General features: G+C 65.1%; 15 protein-coding genes. 5 read left to right on the top strand and 10 right to left on the bottom strand.

What is annotated here, in order from left to right; all coding sequences use genetic code 11:
• Nucleotides 1-20: 20 nt before the first annotated feature.
• The 7 genes from ACSLGO_RS06950 to ACSLGO_RS06920 all read right to left on the bottom strand — a co-directional run bounded on the left by ACSLGO_RS06950 (nucleotide 21) and on the right by ACSLGO_RS06920 (nucleotide 6392).
• Complete coding sequence (locus ACSLGO_RS06950; protein ID WP_436400727.1) at nucleotides 21-1694, bottom strand: dihydroxy-acid dehydratase domain-containing protein; 1674 nt, start codon at nucleotides 1692-1694, stop codon at nucleotides 21-23.
• Nucleotides 1694-2488: an ABC transporter permease gene (locus tag ACSLGO_RS06945; protein WP_091608383.1), complete on the bottom strand. Its 795-nt coding sequence runs from the start codon at nucleotides 2486-2488 to the stop codon at nucleotides 1694-1696. Before ACSLGO_RS06945 ends, ACSLGO_RS06950 begins: the two co-directional genes overlap by 1 nt.
• Nucleotides 2485-3324, bottom strand: a complete 840-nt coding sequence (locus ACSLGO_RS06940; protein ID WP_325786736.1) for an ABC transporter ATP-binding protein — start codon at nucleotides 3322-3324, stop codon at nucleotides 2485-2487. The genes ACSLGO_RS06945 and ACSLGO_RS06940 overlap by 4 nt, the downstream gene beginning before the upstream one ends.
• A gap of 21 nt (nucleotides 3325-3345) precedes the next feature.
• The gene (locus ACSLGO_RS06935) at nucleotides 3346-4419 is read right to left on the bottom strand and encodes an ABC transporter substrate-binding protein (protein WP_091608389.1); all 1074 of its coding nucleotides are present in this window, start codon (nucleotides 4417-4419) and stop codon (nucleotides 3346-3348) included.
• 107 nt (nucleotides 4420-4526) lie between these two features.
• Complete coding sequence (locus ACSLGO_RS06930) at nucleotides 4527-5249, bottom strand: IclR family transcriptional regulator (RefSeq protein ID WP_377956216.1); 723 nt, start codon at nucleotides 5247-5249, stop codon at nucleotides 4527-4529.
• 167 nt (nucleotides 5250-5416) lie between these two features.
• Nucleotides 5417-6100, bottom strand: coding sequence for a LytR C-terminal domain-containing protein (locus tag ACSLGO_RS06925; protein ID WP_377956129.1), 684 nt, complete (start codon nucleotides 6098-6100; stop codon nucleotides 5417-5419).
• Complete coding sequence (locus ACSLGO_RS06920; RefSeq protein WP_066299736.1) at nucleotides 6093-6392, bottom strand: type II toxin-antitoxin system VapB family antitoxin; 300 nt, start codon at nucleotides 6390-6392, stop codon at nucleotides 6093-6095. The genes ACSLGO_RS06925 and ACSLGO_RS06920 overlap by 8 nt, the downstream gene beginning before the upstream one ends.
• Before the next feature lie 116 nt (nucleotides 6393-6508).
• On the opposite strand from ACSLGO_RS06920, the gene ACSLGO_RS06915 reads away from it, so the two are divergent.
• From ACSLGO_RS06915 to ACSLGO_RS06905, 3 genes are all read left to right on the top strand, one after another.
• Complete coding sequence (locus ACSLGO_RS06915) at nucleotides 6509-7402, top strand: hypothetical protein (RefSeq protein ID WP_436400725.1); 894 nt, start codon at nucleotides 6509-6511, stop codon at nucleotides 7400-7402.
• A gap of 141 nt (nucleotides 7403-7543) precedes the next feature.
• Entirely contained in the window at nucleotides 7544-8578 is a 1035-nt protein-coding gene (locus ACSLGO_RS06910; RefSeq protein WP_419243266.1) for an isopenicillin N synthase family dioxygenase, read from the top strand.
• A 149-nt stretch (nucleotides 8579-8727) separates the two neighbouring features.
• Entirely contained in the window at nucleotides 8728-9015 is a 288-nt protein-coding gene (locus ACSLGO_RS06905) for a DUF1905 domain-containing protein (protein WP_091608401.1), read from the top strand.
• A 21-nt stretch (nucleotides 9016-9036) separates the two neighbouring features.
• Here the strand turns inward: ACSLGO_RS06905 and ACSLGO_RS06900 are convergent, their stop codons facing one another.
• From ACSLGO_RS06900 to ACSLGO_RS06890, 3 genes are read right to left on the bottom strand one after another with little or no spacing between them, the layout of a single operon-like run.
• Nucleotides 9037-10257 carry an N-acetylglucosamine-6-phosphate deacetylase gene (locus ACSLGO_RS06900; RefSeq protein WP_436400724.1) on the bottom strand — a complete coding sequence of 407 codons (1221 nt, stop codon included), beginning with the start codon at nucleotides 10255-10257 and terminating at the stop codon, nucleotides 9037-9039.
• 15 nt (nucleotides 10258-10272) lie between these two features.
• Nucleotides 10273-11001 carry a glucosamine-6-phosphate deaminase gene (locus tag ACSLGO_RS06895; RefSeq protein WP_277664884.1) on the bottom strand — a complete coding sequence of 243 codons (729 nt, stop codon included), beginning with the start codon at nucleotides 10999-11001 and terminating at the stop codon, nucleotides 10273-10275.
• An 11-nt stretch (nucleotides 11002-11012) separates the two neighbouring features.
• A complete protein-coding gene (locus ACSLGO_RS06890) occupies nucleotides 11013-11747 on the bottom strand; it encodes a FadR/GntR family transcriptional regulator (protein WP_091608407.1) in 735 nt (244 codons plus the stop codon).
• Between the two features lie 208 nt (nucleotides 11748-11955).
• Here ACSLGO_RS06890 and ACSLGO_RS06885 point away from each other — a divergent pair, with 208 nt between their 5' ends.
• Entirely contained in the window at nucleotides 11956-13566 is a 1611-nt protein-coding gene (locus ACSLGO_RS06885) for an ABC transporter substrate-binding protein (protein WP_176697664.1), read from the top strand.
• Nucleotides 13567-13650: 84 nt separating this feature from the next.
• Nucleotides 13651-14604: an ABC transporter permease gene (locus tag ACSLGO_RS06880; RefSeq protein WP_377956215.1), complete on the top strand. Its 954-nt coding sequence runs from the start codon at nucleotides 13651-13653 to the stop codon at nucleotides 14602-14604.
• Nucleotides 14605-14606 lie beyond the last annotated feature (2 nt).

Raw genomic sequence — 14606 nt, 5'->3', positions numbered from 1 at the left:
TATCATCTGTGGAAGCCGCACTAGCGGCTTAGGGTGGCCCCGTGTTCCAGCGGCGAGACGTTGCGGGCATAGAGCCCGAGCCAACCCCTCGTCTGCCCGCCGGAGCGGGGAGCCGCGGATTCCGTCCGGCGATGGTCGAGTTCGCCGGCGGGAACGTCGAGGTCCACTGTCCTGGCCGGGATATCGATGGCGACCCGGTCGCCGTCGCGCACAAGCCGCAGCGGGCCGTCCACCCCGCCTTCGGGTTTGACCTCCCCGACGACGATTCCCTGGTTCACGAGGCCGGACAGCTGGCCGTCTGTGACCACGGCGACCTTGCCGGTCAGTCCCGCGCCATTGAGCGCGAAGACCACGTTGGAGGCCATGCCCATCCCCGGGGTCCCCACCGGACCGACCCCGCGCAGCACCAGGACCTCCCCGGGCAGGACTGCGCCCGTCTCGATCGCGGAGATGGCTGCTGCGGCTTCTTCGAAGACCCGCGCCGGTCCGGCGAACCGGTCTTCGCGTTTTTCGGTAGCCGAGAGCTTGACGATTGACCCTTCCGGTGCCAGGGATCCGCGCAGGATCTGAATAGTCGCCTGCACTCCGCGCGGGTTGTCCAGCGGCCTGATCAGCTCCGGGTCGGCGACCTCGAAGCCATCCAGGGCCTGGTTCAGCGATTCACCGGTGATGGTGGTGGCATGCAGGTCCAGCACTGGCTTCAGCTGCGTGAGCACGGCACGGGCACCGCCGGCGCCTTCAAAGTCCTCGATGCTGTCCGGCCCGCTCGGACGGACCGCTGCAAGCGGACGGACGTGTTCGGCCAGTTCGGTGAAGAGACCATTGATGTCCACGTCCACCCCGGTTTCAACCGCGATCGCCTGGAGGTGCTTGACGCTGTTGATGGAACCGCTGACGGCGAGTACGGCGGCGGCCGCGTTGCGGAAAGCACCCGCCGTCATGATCGAGCGGGGCGTGCGCCCATGCCGGACAGCGTCCAGGATCGCTGTGGCAGAGCGTGCCGCGTTGTCCCACATCTTGGGGCTGTTGGCCGCAACCGGCGCAGCACCGGGCAAGGTCATGCCCAGGGCCTCCGCGACGATGTGCATGGTGTTGGCGGTACCCATGCCAGTGCACACGCCCGGTCCCTTGATCGCGCGGTCGCTGATCGAGCACAAATCCTCGACGGTGATTCCGCCGGTGGCCACGTGTCCGGCTTGAATAAAGACTTCCTCGATGTCTGCCGGCTCGCCGCTGTCGAGTACGCCGCAGGGCTGGTAACCGCAGGGGATAACGATGGTGGGCACATTGATCCGGCCTGCTGCCATGAGCTGCCCCGGCGTGGTCTTGTCGCACGAGGCCAGGCAGATCATGCCGTCCAGCATGGCGCCCTCAACGGCCGCTTCGACGTCGTTGGCCAGCAGGTCCCGGCTGGAGAGCACGTAACCGCCTTTACCCCCGGCCGCCATGATGAAGTCGGTGGGCGCGACCGTCCGGATCTCGAACGCCACGCCGCCTGCTTCCCGAACCGCCTCGCAAACCCGGTCCGCAATGTCATCCAGGTGGCTGAAGCAGGGGGCTAGTTTCGACGACGAGTTGACGACGGCGATCTTGGGTTTGGTCAGGTCCTCATCGGTGAGGCCAAGCACCTTCCACTGGGTGCGCCGGGTGGCCCACCGTGGACTTCCGACGGGAAAGTTACTGCGCAGTTCCATTAGCCCTCCGCCTTCCGCCCGTAGACCGACTCGTGCCAGGGGATCGCCAGGCGTTTGAAGGATGTGACGATGAAGTACATGGCCAGGCCGACGGAAGCAAGCATCAGGATGACGGCGAAGAGTGCAGGTGCGTTGAGTTCGTTCAAAGTCCTGACAACCATGTAGCCCAGGCCTTCGTTGCCGCCGAGATACTCGCCAACAATCGTGCCGATCACTGCCAGGACAATCGCCGTTTCCATTCCCGCGAACACGTGGGGCATCATGCTTTTGATTTCCAGGTGGGTGAAGGTCTGCCAGCGGTTGGCGTTGATGGACTGCATGACGTCACGGTGGCCGCGGTCTACGGAGCGGACGCCGAGCAGGACGTTGAGCATCACGGGGAAGAAGGCCAGGAGCGCCGCAATGATGACTTTGGTGGTCATGCCGAATCCGAACCAGATGACGAAGAGCGGAATCAGCGCAACCTTGGGAATGACCTCCAGTGCAATGATCAGGGGACGCACGCTGGCTTCCAGCAGTGGAAGCTTGCCGAGCAGGACGCCGACGATAATACCGGCGGCAACGCCGACCGAGAACCCGATCACGATCTCGATGACGGTGATCCGGACGTGCTGCCAGGTACTGGCCTGCACCAGGAGGTCGCCGAGGTTTTCGAAGACCTGGCTGGGCGGCGGGAGCACGAGCGGCGAGACGTCCAAGGCCTTGACCGACAGCTCCCAGACCACGAAGAGGACCACCAGCAGTCCGGGTGTCGTGATCCAGGGAAGGACCTTGATGAGTTTGCGGCGGTTCACTGTTCGTCCTCCTGGTTCAGGGAAGCGCGAAGCTCCGCCACTACGGTGTTGAACTCCTTGCCGGTCTGGACTTCCACTGCGCGCGGCCGGGCCAGCGGCACGTCAGCGATGTCCTTGATCCGGCCTGGCCGAGGAGTGAGGTGGACGACGCGGTCGCCGAGGAACACGGCCTCTTCGATGTCATGCGTTACGAAGACCACCGTTGCCTGGGTGGCCAGGGCGATTCGCTGGATCTCGAGGTTCATCTTTTCCCGGGTCAGCGCATCGAGTGCACCGAATGGCTCGTCCATGAGCAGCAGCTCGGGGTTGTCGCTGAGGGCGCGGGCGATCGCGGCGCGCTGCCGCATACCGCCGGACAGCTCACGCGGATAACTGCGCAGGAATTTGTCCAGCCCCACCAGTTCAGCCAGTTCCCCGGCCCTTTCCAGCCGTTCCCGCTTTTTGACCCCCCGAAGTTTCAGCGGAAGGGCAATGTTCTCCTCGATGCTGTACCAGGGAAACAGGTTGGCATCCTGGAAAACGACGCCGAGCCGCTTGATCACGCTGGAATCGACCGTTCCGTTGTGCCAGAGGCTCTTGCCCCCTATCTCAACCTGTCCGGCCGTCGGCGCCACCAGTCCCGCCATGATCCGCAGCAGGGTGGTCTTGCCGCAGCCTGAGCGTCCGATCAGTGACACGAACTCCCGGCGGCGGATTTCAAGGTTGATATTGGACAGGGCTTCCACTGAGCCGCGTTCGGTCTTGTATGTCTTATGGAGACCTTCAATGCGGATCTCCACCGGCCGGCCGTCGCCCTCCGCTGCGGGAAGCGAGGCCAGGGTGCTGTCAACGTGCATGGTCATTCCTCAATCCCGGCGTTACTTGCTGGCCGGGAGGTAGCTGTTGTCCATCCACTGCTTCGGGTCGCTGCCGGCTGGGATCATCCCCGCGTCGACAAGCTCTTCGTAACCCTCGACCCAGTACTCCTCCACCGTTTGCAGGAGCGGCTGGGTACCCTTGGCTGTCCAGAGGTTGCGGCTCTGGCGGAGCGATTCCTTGGCAACCGTGTCGTCGTCGAGCGAGGCGAAGGAGTACTTGGATCGCATCGTTTCCAGCACGCCGTCGAGCTCTTCGTCGTCCACGATCGCCTGCGTGGCGTCGTGTATGGCTGCCAGGTACTTCCGGATATCGTCCCCGTGCTCTTCGAGGCCTTCCTTGGTGGCCGTATAGACCTGGGCATCTGCGCGGACGGAGTCCCCGGCGTCGAACACCGCGGCCTCACCCTCAAACTGCTGGCTGGCCACAATCGACTGGTCAATGCTGACCATGTAGCCGACGATGTCTCCGCGCTTGACCAGTTCGAATGTTCCCGGGCCGAGGCCAACCACCTGCCTCTTGACCTCACTGGGATCGAAGCCGGCCTTATGCAGCATCAGTGACAGTGACTTGTCACTGGTGCCGCCTTCCGAGGGGACACCCATGGTGGTGCCGAGAAAATCCTCCGGCTTCTCCAACGGGTGGTCTTTGCTGTAGAGGGTTCGGATGGAGGAACCGCGAACAATGCTGCCCACGTTGACCAGCGGCTGTCCGTCAGCAGCTGCGGTCATGAGGTCGATTGCTCCGACGCGCGTCAGGGGAGCAACTCCGGAGATCAACGTCTGAAGGGCCTGGGGAGACCCTTTGGTCGTTTGGAATGTCACTTTGAGACCCTGCTCAGCGAAATACCCTCCCGCATCCGCAAGCAGTTCGGGCGCTACGGAAAGCGTCTCCATGGGGAGGTAGCTCAGGTATGTGAAGTCCTTGAGTCCGCCGGTGGCGGCGGGTGCCGTTGAGCTGCCGCAGCTGACGATCGTGCTGCTGAAGGCCCCGAGCGTGGCCACGCCCAGCGCGCCTGTCAGGAAGCCCCGGCGGTTGATGGGCGGACGTTGGGTCTGTGCATTCGTGGGGAACATCGTTGTCTCCTCTTTCGGTGGAAAACCGTTGGAGACACTCTCTCAACCCCTGGCAGACGCCCCTAGTCACTTCCCGCTGAATGAGATCTGCGTCACTATGCGTTCGTTCATGACGAACTGACGGACTGTTGCCAGGACCGGGTGATGCCGAGCGCCGCTGTCTGGACCGCGTGCGCCGCGGACTGCTCATGCAGCCGCCCCAGCGGGGTGTTCACAGAGATGGCAGCCACAACGGCACCGGTCCAGTCACGGATGGGCGCCGCGACAGAGATGGCATCCAGGACGACCTGCCGGTCACTGACCGCAAATCCCTGGGTGCGGATCCCGGCGAGTCTTTTCCTGAGCCTGACCGGGTCCGTCTCAGTCAACGGCGTATACGTCCGCAGCGAGCCGCTGAGGAAGCCGTCCTGGACGGCAGCCGGCGCGTTGGCAAGCAGAACAAGCCCAACGGACGTGACGTGGAGCGGGTACCGGCTTCCTACCCGAGGCCGGTCAAACGGAGAATCTGCCGGCGCGAGCCTTTCGATGAATACACTCTCCGACCCTTCCCGGACTGCAAGATGGACGGGGTATTGGGTGATCGTTGACAGGTCACGCATGAAGGGCAGGGCCAAACGCTGCACGCCGACTGACCGCGGCGCGTACGACGCCATTTCCCACAGGACGAGCCCAACGTGGTAGCGCCCCTCCGGGCTCTTTTCCAGCAAACGCTGCTCCACCAGTGCAGAGAGTATCCGATGGCACGTCGACATGGGGAGCCCTGCCAGGCGGCTGATTTCACTCGCGCTGAGGGCTTCGTTTCCTTCTCCAAAAGACCGCAGAATCCCCACCACACGGGAAAGGACGCTGCGTCCGTCGTCGCTTCGCAACAGACCTCCCGGGCTCGGCAGGACACTCAACCCCCACTCTAGACGCGGGTCATGCAGAGCCCCCGGTTTTTGACACGCAGGCAGTCACAAAGATTCGGGATCAGCCACGAACCGATTACCTCAGCCGGCTAGCTCCCGGCTTCCGCGCCTTCGGACGGCTGGCCGCTCTTCCACGGGCAGCTGATCGGCCCGGGTGCGGCGGCCTCGGCCTTCTCCACCGGAACCAGGTTGTTGTAGCCGGATCCGATGACAACATCCACGGACGCATCGTCCCGGTCGTCCTGGATGTACTGGGTATCCGGGATCTGCTGCTGCAGCGTGAACGCTCCCGGCTCGCCGTCGGGCCCGGACAGGATGATGGCCGTCATTCCTTCACGGTTCACCGTACTGTTGCCCACCACTCCGATGGAGAATCCGCGGTTCTTGAGGGCCTCCGCCACTTCGCCTGCCAGGCCGGGGGTGGCGGTTGTGTTGTAGACGTTTACCGTCACCGTCTCCGGCGACTGGTACAGGTACGGTCCCGCCGGGCACCCGGTTTCCACTGCCGGACGGGCCTCCGACCGGGGAAGGTTGATCCACCCGGCGCTGATGCCCTGGGCAACCACAGCCGCAAGGACCAGCAGCCCAATCAGCGCGCCCAGCACCACGCCATGGAATTTGCGCTTGCGCCTGGCCCGGAGTTCGGCGGCCGGATCGCCGTCTTCATCGAAGACGGCTCCCAGGTCCTGCTCCGTCACAATCCGGTGGCCGTGCCACTCGGTGGGGTCGCTCCCGGCGTCCCTGCGCTGCCCTCGAGGGGGCTCGTTAGTCATCGATGACCAGCACGCGGGCGTGCAGTATGGTCCGCTGGTGCAAAGCTGTCCTGACCGCTCGGTGCAGTCCGTCTTCCAGGTACATGGTGCCCCTCCATTGCACTACGTGCGGGAAAAGGTCTCCAAAGAAGGTCGAGTCCTCGGCCAGCAGAGCGCCGAGGTCCAGGGTGGCCTTGGTGGTCACCAGTTCGTCCAGCCGGACCTGCCGGGGAGGTACCGCTGCCCAGTCCTTGGGTGTTACGTATCCGTGGTCGGGGTAGGGGCGCACATCGCCAACAGCTTTGAAGATCACTCAACCAGACTAGAGAAGTTCCGCATCCAAGGAAACAGGACTCCCCGGCAGCAGCCGCATGATTACGCCGATCGGGGCCGGATATGGTCTCCGCGCTGGTCCGGGGATACTTAAGCATGACTTCTGCGCGTTTTGGCCTGCTGCTCGACGTCGACGGACCGGTGGCGTCCCCGCTGACCCGGACCGTCTCTGCCGCGGTGATCGGCCACCTGGTTGCCCTTGCCGCGGCGGGCTGGCCGGTGGTGTTCAACACCGGCCGCTCGGACGAATTCATCCGCACCCAGGTCATGGAACCCATGATTGCCGCCGGGCTGCCAGCGGACGTGACGCTGCATGCGGTCTGCGAGAAGGGCGGCGTCTGGTTTTCCTTTTCCGGGTCCGGCGCCGGCGAGGTGAGCGTGGACGGGGAACTGGCACTGCCGGCGTCGTACGCCTCCGCAATCCGGGACCTGGTGGCAGAGAAGTACACCGGGCACATGTTCTTCGATGAGACCAAGCGCTCCATGGTCTCCGTGGAGCAGAACGTGGACGTGGCCAATGCGGACTACCTGGCCGAGCAGAAGGAGTTCGACGCCGATGCGCTGGAGCTGATGTCCCGGTTCGACATGGGCGTGTGCCGCCTTGACCACCACGCACCCGACTCCGACGATTCGGTCGACTACCGGATCGACCCCACCATCATCTCCACTGATATCGAAGCCCTCGGCGTCGGCAAGGACCTCGGCGCCCGGCGCGCACTGACACTTCTCCAGGACGCCGGGACTCCCGTCCCGCGGACCTGGCGGACGGTGGGTGATTCCCGGACCGACTACGCGATGGCCGATGAGCTCCATGCCCTGGGCTACGACGTCGCGCATGTGGACGTCCGCCCGGCCGACGGCGTGCCGGCCAAACCGTATCCGGTGCTCACCGCCGGAGAACTCATCCACGACGACGCCGGAGAGGCGTTCCTGCGCCGGTGGACGCAGATGGCCGCCGGGGAGGCCTTGGACGACTCGGCCGTTTTGTAGGACCCGCAGGCAACGGGAAAACCGCGTTTATTACGCCCTGTCCCACCAGCAACACGGCAAAATACCTAGTCAGAGCCGAATGACGCTATGTTGCGTAACATTTGGTTCCGGGTTGACAGCCCCCGGTGCTACGTTTCCGGAATGAGCGATAACCCCACATCGATCCCTGTCCTGGACCTCAGCACGGCCCGCAACGCGGACGGCACCTTCAACACCGAATTCATCGACAAACTGCGGGAAGCCACCCACAAGATCGGGTTCTTCCAGCTGGTCGGCTACGGTGCAGGCGAGGAACGCGTCAAGGACCTTTTCGATGTCACCAAGCGCTTCTTCGACCTCCCGCTCGAAGACCGCCTGGAGCTGGACAACCGCAAGTCACCGCACTTCCGCGGCTACACCCGCCTGGGCACCGAGCTGACCCAGGGCCGTCCCGACGCCCGCGAGCAGGTCGACTTCGGCCCCGAGCGTGAACCCGTGACGGATTACCCCGCAGACCAGCCGTACTGGCTGGTGCAGGGACCCAACCTTTTCCCGGACACCGTGCTGCCGGAACTGCGTGAGACGTCCATGGAGTGGGCCGCACTCATGAGCGAGGTAGGCGCCGAACTCCTCGCCGCGATCTCCGTGTCCCTGGAGCTGCCGGAGGACCACTTCGCCGAGCCGTTCGAAGGCACCCCCGCCTGGATGGCCAAGCTCATCCACTACGTTGGCGGCGTCGTAAAGGAAGCCGGCACCCAGGGTGTTGGCTCCCACGCCGACTACGGTTTTGTCACTTTGCTGCTGCAGGACGAGGTGGGCGGCCTGGAGGTCAAGCCGCACGAGTCCGACGAATGGCTCCCGGTTGAGCCGATCCCCGGCGCACTGGTGGTCAACCTGGGCGAGATGCTCGAAGTTGCCACCCAGGGCTACCTCTCCGCAACCATCCACCGGGTGCAGGCTCCGCCGCCCGGCGTGGACCGCTACGCCATCCCGTTCTTCTGGTCCCCGCGCCTGGATTCGGTCATCGATCCGGTGCAGCTTCCTCCGGCCCTGGCCGCTGAGTCCCGCGGCATCTCCGATGATCCGCAGAACCCGATGCTGGCCTCCTACGGCGCCAACGTCCTGAAGGGCTGGCTCCGCGCCCACCCGCAGGTCGCAGCCGTCCACCACCCGGAACTGGTTCCGGCGAAGAAGTAGCAAAACGTACGACGGCGGCCCGGCAGGCTGGTGCTTTAGGCACCCCTTCGGGCCGCCGGCGTTAACCCGGCACACCGTTCCTCTCCATTCCCGAAACGGATAGGGTGAACGGACCGGCAGCGACGCCGGCCCTGAACAGGAGATCACGCATGGCGACAGTCCCGGGCCCGCTAGACCACACCTTCACCGCCCCGATTGGGGTGAAGGTCAAAGGTGATGTCTGGTCCTGTGTTGAAATGCCGGGATCCGCGGAGTTCTTCGGGACCGGAAAGACCGTGAAGGTGGCAGCGACCGTGGATGAGGAACCGATCCGCGGCGGGCTGATGCCCACCGGCCAGGGCGGCCACATGCTTTCCATCAGCGCCAAGCTGCGCAAGAAGCTGGGCAAGGACATCGGAGACACGGTCACCGTCCGCCTCACCGAGCGGCTGAGCTAGCCGCCCGGGAAGGCACGGCAGCTAAAGCCAGCTGCCCCGGCGCATCACCCGGACAGGCACCAGGGCCTCGTCCAGCACCAGGAGATCAGCGAAGGCTCCGGGAAGCAGTGAGCCCAGCTCCTGCCCGCGGCCCAGCACTCCGGCCGGCACGGCCGATGCGGAGGTCACGGCATCAGCCAGGGAAACCCCGGCCCCCACGGCATTCCGGACAAGGTCCGCCATGGCCGCGGTGCCGCCGGCAATCGATCCGGTGGTCATCAGGCGGGCGATCCCGCCCTGGACGAGGACTTCGGCAGGCCCCAGCCGGTACTGGCCGTCAGCCAGACCCGCCGCAGCCATCGAATCGGTGACTAGGGCAATGTTTCCGGCTCCGAGCAGATCAAACATGGTTGCCACCATGTAGGCGTCCAGGTGCGCGTTATCGGCAATGAGCTCGACGGCGGCATGGCCCGCCTCCGCGGCGCGCAGGCAGGCCGAAGCAGCTCCCGGCGCACGGTGGTGGATCGGATCCATGCCGTTGAACAGATGGGTGACGGTGGGCCGGCCACCGGATGGCCCGGCTGCCGCCATCAGCTGCCTCGCCCTGCCCAAAGATTCGTGCGCCTGTTCCGCTGTGCACGCGGTATGTCCCAGGGAGGGGGTCACCCCGTTCCCGGCCAGCAGCTCCACCAGCGCGGCAGCTCCCGGAAGCTCCGGTGCATAGGTCATGGTGCGCAGCCAGCCGCGTCCGGCGTCGATGAGCTCCTGCGCGAGTTCCAGGTCCGGCGCCAGCAGCCAGCGCGGGTCCTGGGCCCCGCAGCGGACTTCGGAGAGGAACGGACCTTCCAGGTGGATGCCCGCTATGTGGCCGTCCTCGGCCAGCCCGGCCAGCACCGACATCTGCCGCAGCAGGACTTCCGGTTTGTCGGTGACCAGGCTCGCCATGACGGTGGTGCTCCCGGCACGGTGCAGTCCGGCTACAGCCTCGCGGATCGAGGAGGCATCAGCACGGGAAAAGTCGACGCCGTAGGCTCCGTGGCAGTGCAGGTCCACCAGGCCCGGAACCATCACCTCTCCGGCGGCGAGGTCAACGACGCCGTCATCAGGTGTGGGTGTCAGGCCGCTGGACGGACCGGCGTAGGTGACCACGCCGCCGTCGACCACCACTGCCGCGTCCGGCAGCAGCGTCTCAAGGACGGCGGCACCGCGCAGGACGAGGCGCGGACGTCCGGTGGAGGACGGGGCAGGACTCGTGTCCGTCATGGGGATGGCCTTTTGCTAGAGGAGGGACGCGGCTGCGGGGTCGGCCAGGACAGTGACCCGGCCATGCAGCTGCAGGACGGACGCGGGGCACTCCGGGCTCACGGGTCCCCGCAGTGCTGCGCGCAGGGCCTCGGCCTTGTCTTGGCCCCGGGCGATAAGCAGCAGCTGCCCCGCGTCAAGGATGGTGCCCAGTCCCTGCGTCAGGCAGCGGGTCGGCACACTGTCCAGGGAGTCGAAGAACCGCTGGTTGGCACGGCGGGTGTCCTCGGTAAGGATCTCGACCCGGGTGCGCGAGTCCAGTGCCCCGCCGGGTTCATTGAACGCGAGGTGCCCGTTGCGGCCAATGCCCAGGATCTGCAGGTCGATTCCCCCGGCTGCCGCAATGCTGCGCTCGTACTCGTCACAGGCCTTCTGGAGGTCCTCCCGGTGCGGATCCGGAAGATGCACGGCCTGCGGGTCCAGCCCGAGCGGTTCGATGATCTCGCGGCGCAGTACCTCGGCGTAGCTCTGTGGATGGCCGGCGGGCAGGCCCACGTACTCATCCAGGGCAAACCAGGCGGCACGGCTAAAGTCTGCGCCGCTGGCGGACAGCGCGGCGTAGAGCGGAGAGGGCGATGAGCCGGTGGCTACGCCAATGACCGGATCCCGGCGCGCGGCCAGCGCATCCAGTACCAGTCCTGCAGCGGCCGGGCCGATTTCCCCGGGCTGCAGTTCCCGTACCAGCGGAGCGGCGGAACGGTTCATGGTGCCGGCCCTCATGCCTCACGCAGCTTTGCCAGCTGTGCCCGGATGCCGTCAAAGTGCCGGCGGAGACGCTCGGAAGCCAGTTCCTTGTCCCCCGCCTTGACCGCTTCCAGGATGCCGCGGTGCACTGCGGCATTCTCCTCCAGATTGACCAGCGGATCTCCGCCCAGCTCCAGGTGGATCTTGCGGTAGACCTGCCAGAAGACAGACATCAGGTTGGAGAGCAGTTCGTTGCCCAGGGGTTCGAAGAGCTGGTAGTGGAAACGCTCATCCACCTCGGTGAACGTGTTTCCGCCGGCTGCCGCGGTTTCCATTTCCCGGACGGTGGCTTCGATTTCCGCCAGGTGCTCAGGGGTCCAGAGATCCATGGCTTCGCCGATGAGGCCCGCTTCCAGGGCCTGCCGCACGTCCACGAGCTGGAGTGCTTCCTTGCCCTCATGCCGCAGGGACAGCCGCCCCCGGAAGGTCAGGCCGTCCGCCAGTGCGTCAAAGTTGGCCGGTGCAACGAACATTCCAAATCCGTGCCGGATCTCCACAACACCCAGTGCCTGCAGCACCTTGAGTGCTTCGCGGAGGGTGTTGCGTCCGATCCCCAGGGCTGCGGCCAGCTCGGCCTCCGTGGGGAGCGCGTCTCCGGCCTTCAGGTCACGCTCGAGGATGAGCTCCATGATTTCAGCCTGCAGGGCCCGGGATCGGTTCTGGGCACTGAACCGCGCCGGCGGCAGTGAAGCATGGGGCAGGCTCATTAGTCCTCCTCGGACGGCGAATGGACGGGCTATGGGATACAACTTAGCCGATAGCACCACAGGTTATAGGATGTCCTATCTTTAGGACATCCCTTCGGAATGAGTGTCAGGTATTCGCTTGACGTTCCCATGTGAGGAACCTTACAGTTCTCGGAACAAGCATCGGACATCCTACGTCCGATAAGTGACATGGATGGCGAGGCAACAGATGAACAATTCTCTTGAAACCAGCGGCCTGCTGAACGATTCAAGCCGCCGCAATTTCCTCAAGCTGGCTGGCGTCATGGGTGCCGCTGCCGCTTTCGCAGGCTCGATTTCCGCCTGCAGTCCCGGCGGCAGCCCCGCCCCGGCCGGCAGCGCTGCCGCAGCCGAGGGCACAGGCTCCATCGAGGCAGGTATCTCCTACCAGCTCTCCACCGGCTTCGACCCGATGATTTCAACCGGCGCAACGCCGCAGGCGGCAAACCTGCACATCTTCGAGGGCCTGACCGAGCTCCACCCCGCTACCCGCGAACCGTACCTCGCGCTGGCTGCGGCGGAGCCCTCGAAGATCGATGACACCACCTGGGAAGTGAAGCTCCGCGACGGCGCGAAGTTCCACAACGGGAATCCGGTCACCACCGAAGACGTGGTGTTCTCCTTCGAGCGTGTGCTGGATCCGGCGAACAAGTCCCTGTTCGCCGGCTTCATCCCCTTCATCGACTCCGTCACCGCCAAGGACGAGTCAACCGTGGAGTTCAAGCTCAAGTACCCCTTCCCCGGCTTCAGCCCTCGCATCTCCGTCATCAAGATTGTGCCGAAGTCCGTCGTCACGGCAGATCCCGCCGGCTTCGACCTGAAGCCCGTCGGTTCCGGCCCCTACAGCCTGGTCTCTGCCGTGAAGGAAGACCGCATCGTCTTCAAGAAGTTCGATGACTACAACGGCAAGTACCCGGCACGGGTCGCGGACATGACCTGGCTGCTGCTGGCCGACCCGGCCGCCCGCGTTGCCGCGGTTCCGTCCCGCGCCCAGGCCATCGAGGACGTGCCCTACCTGGACGTGGACCAGCTGGCCACCAAGGTTGAGGTTGAATCCGTCCAGTCCTTCGGCCTGCTGTTCCTGATGTTCAACTGCGCCAAGTTCACGGACAAGCGCGTCCGCCAGGCCCTGCACTACGCAATCGACACCGATGCCGTAATCACCAAGGCGCTGCTGGGCAACGCCACCGCGGCCACCTCCTACTTCCAGAAGGGCCACCCGTCCTACAGCGAAGCCGCCGCCGTTTACGGCTACGACGCCGAGAAGGCCAAGTCGCTGCTGAAGGAAGCCGGGATGGAGAACATCACCGTCACCCTCACCTCTACCGACACCGGCTGGGTGACCCGCGTGGTCCCGCTGATCAAGGAGTACTGGGACGCAATCGGCGTCACCACCACGCTGGAGATCCTGCAGTCCGCAGCCGTCTATGCTCCGGAAAAGGTGGGCGGCAAGAACTTCGACGTCCTCTGCGCCCCGGGCGATCCCTCGGTCTTCGGCAATGACGGTGACATCCTGCTCAGCTGGTTCTACCGCGGAGCCACCTGGATGGAAAACCGCGCCGGCTGGAACACCACACCGGAGTACGCAGACGTGCAGGCCAAGCTGGACGAGGCCGTAAAGCTGGACGAGGACAAGGCCAAGGCCATCCACGCCGACGTGGTGGACATCGTCTCCGAAGAAGTCCCGCTCTACCCGCTGTTCCACCGCAAGCTGCCCACCGCATGGGATGCCAATGCACTGGACGGCTTCGCGCCGCTGCCCACCACCGGCGTCTCCTTCGTCGGCGTCGGCCGCAAGTAACTGCTGGAAACAGCTCGCACTCGGCGGGGCGCTCCCGGGCGCCCCGCCTGCTTTATTCCCCCGCATTGGAGTACTTGAGTGACAATGTTTATCCGCCTGCTAGGGCGCCGGCTTGCTGTCCTGCCGATCATGCTCCTGGGCGTCACCGTCATGGTCTTCCTGGTGCTGTCCGTGATTCCCGCAGACCGCGCCACCGCCGTCCTGGGCGAGAACGCCAGCGAAGATGCCAAGGAGGCCTGGCGTGAGGAACGCGGCCTGAATGACTCCCTGCTGGTCCAGTTCTTCCGCTATCTCGGCGGTGTTCTCCGGCTGGACTTCGGCGTGACCAACCCGCCTGAGGAATCCGTGGCCACCAAGATTGCCACCGCGTTCCCGGTCACCCTGCAGCTGACCTTCCTGGGCATCCTGCTCGCCGTGGTGCTGGCCCTGACGCTCGGCATCACCGCGGCCCTGTACCGCGACCGCTGGCCGGACCAGGTTATCCGCATCTTCTCCATCGCCGCGATCGCCACCCCCTCCTTCTGGCTGGCCATCCTGCTGATCCAGTGGTTTGCCCTTCCCGAAGGCTCGATCTTCCCCACCGGCGGCCTCGCCTGGGCAGACCAGTACGGCTTCGTCGGCTGGCTCTATTCAATGGCCCTGCCGGCCCTGGCCCTGGGCATCCCGGTCTCCGCGTCCCTGATCCGCGTGGTGCGCACCTCCATGGTGGAGGAACTGGACCGTGACTACGTCCGTACCGCCATCGGCAACGGCGTCCCCTACCGCACCGTGGTAGCCCGAAACGTGCTGCGCAACGCGCTCGTCACCCCCGTCACCGTGCTGGGGCTCCGCGTGGGCTACCTGCTCGGCGGCGCCGTCGTCATCGAAAAAATCTTCAGCCTCAACGGCATGGGAGACCTCATTGTGGTGGGCCTGACGACGTCGGACACCAACCTCGTGCAGGGCGCGGTGCTCACCATCGCCGTCGCCTTTGTCCTCGTCAACATCGTTGTTGACCTGCTCTACCTGGCCATCAACCCCCGAATCCGGACGGTGTAACC

Origin of the sequence: Arthrobacter sp. IK3 (assembly GCF_051337705.1) — a bacterium.
Taxonomy (GTDB): Bacteria; Actinomycetota; Actinomycetes; order Actinomycetales; family Micrococcaceae; genus Arthrobacter_B; species Arthrobacter_B koreensis.
Note: the sequence above shows the minus strand (reverse complement) of the source record. Positions and strands in the feature narration are given on the sequence as shown.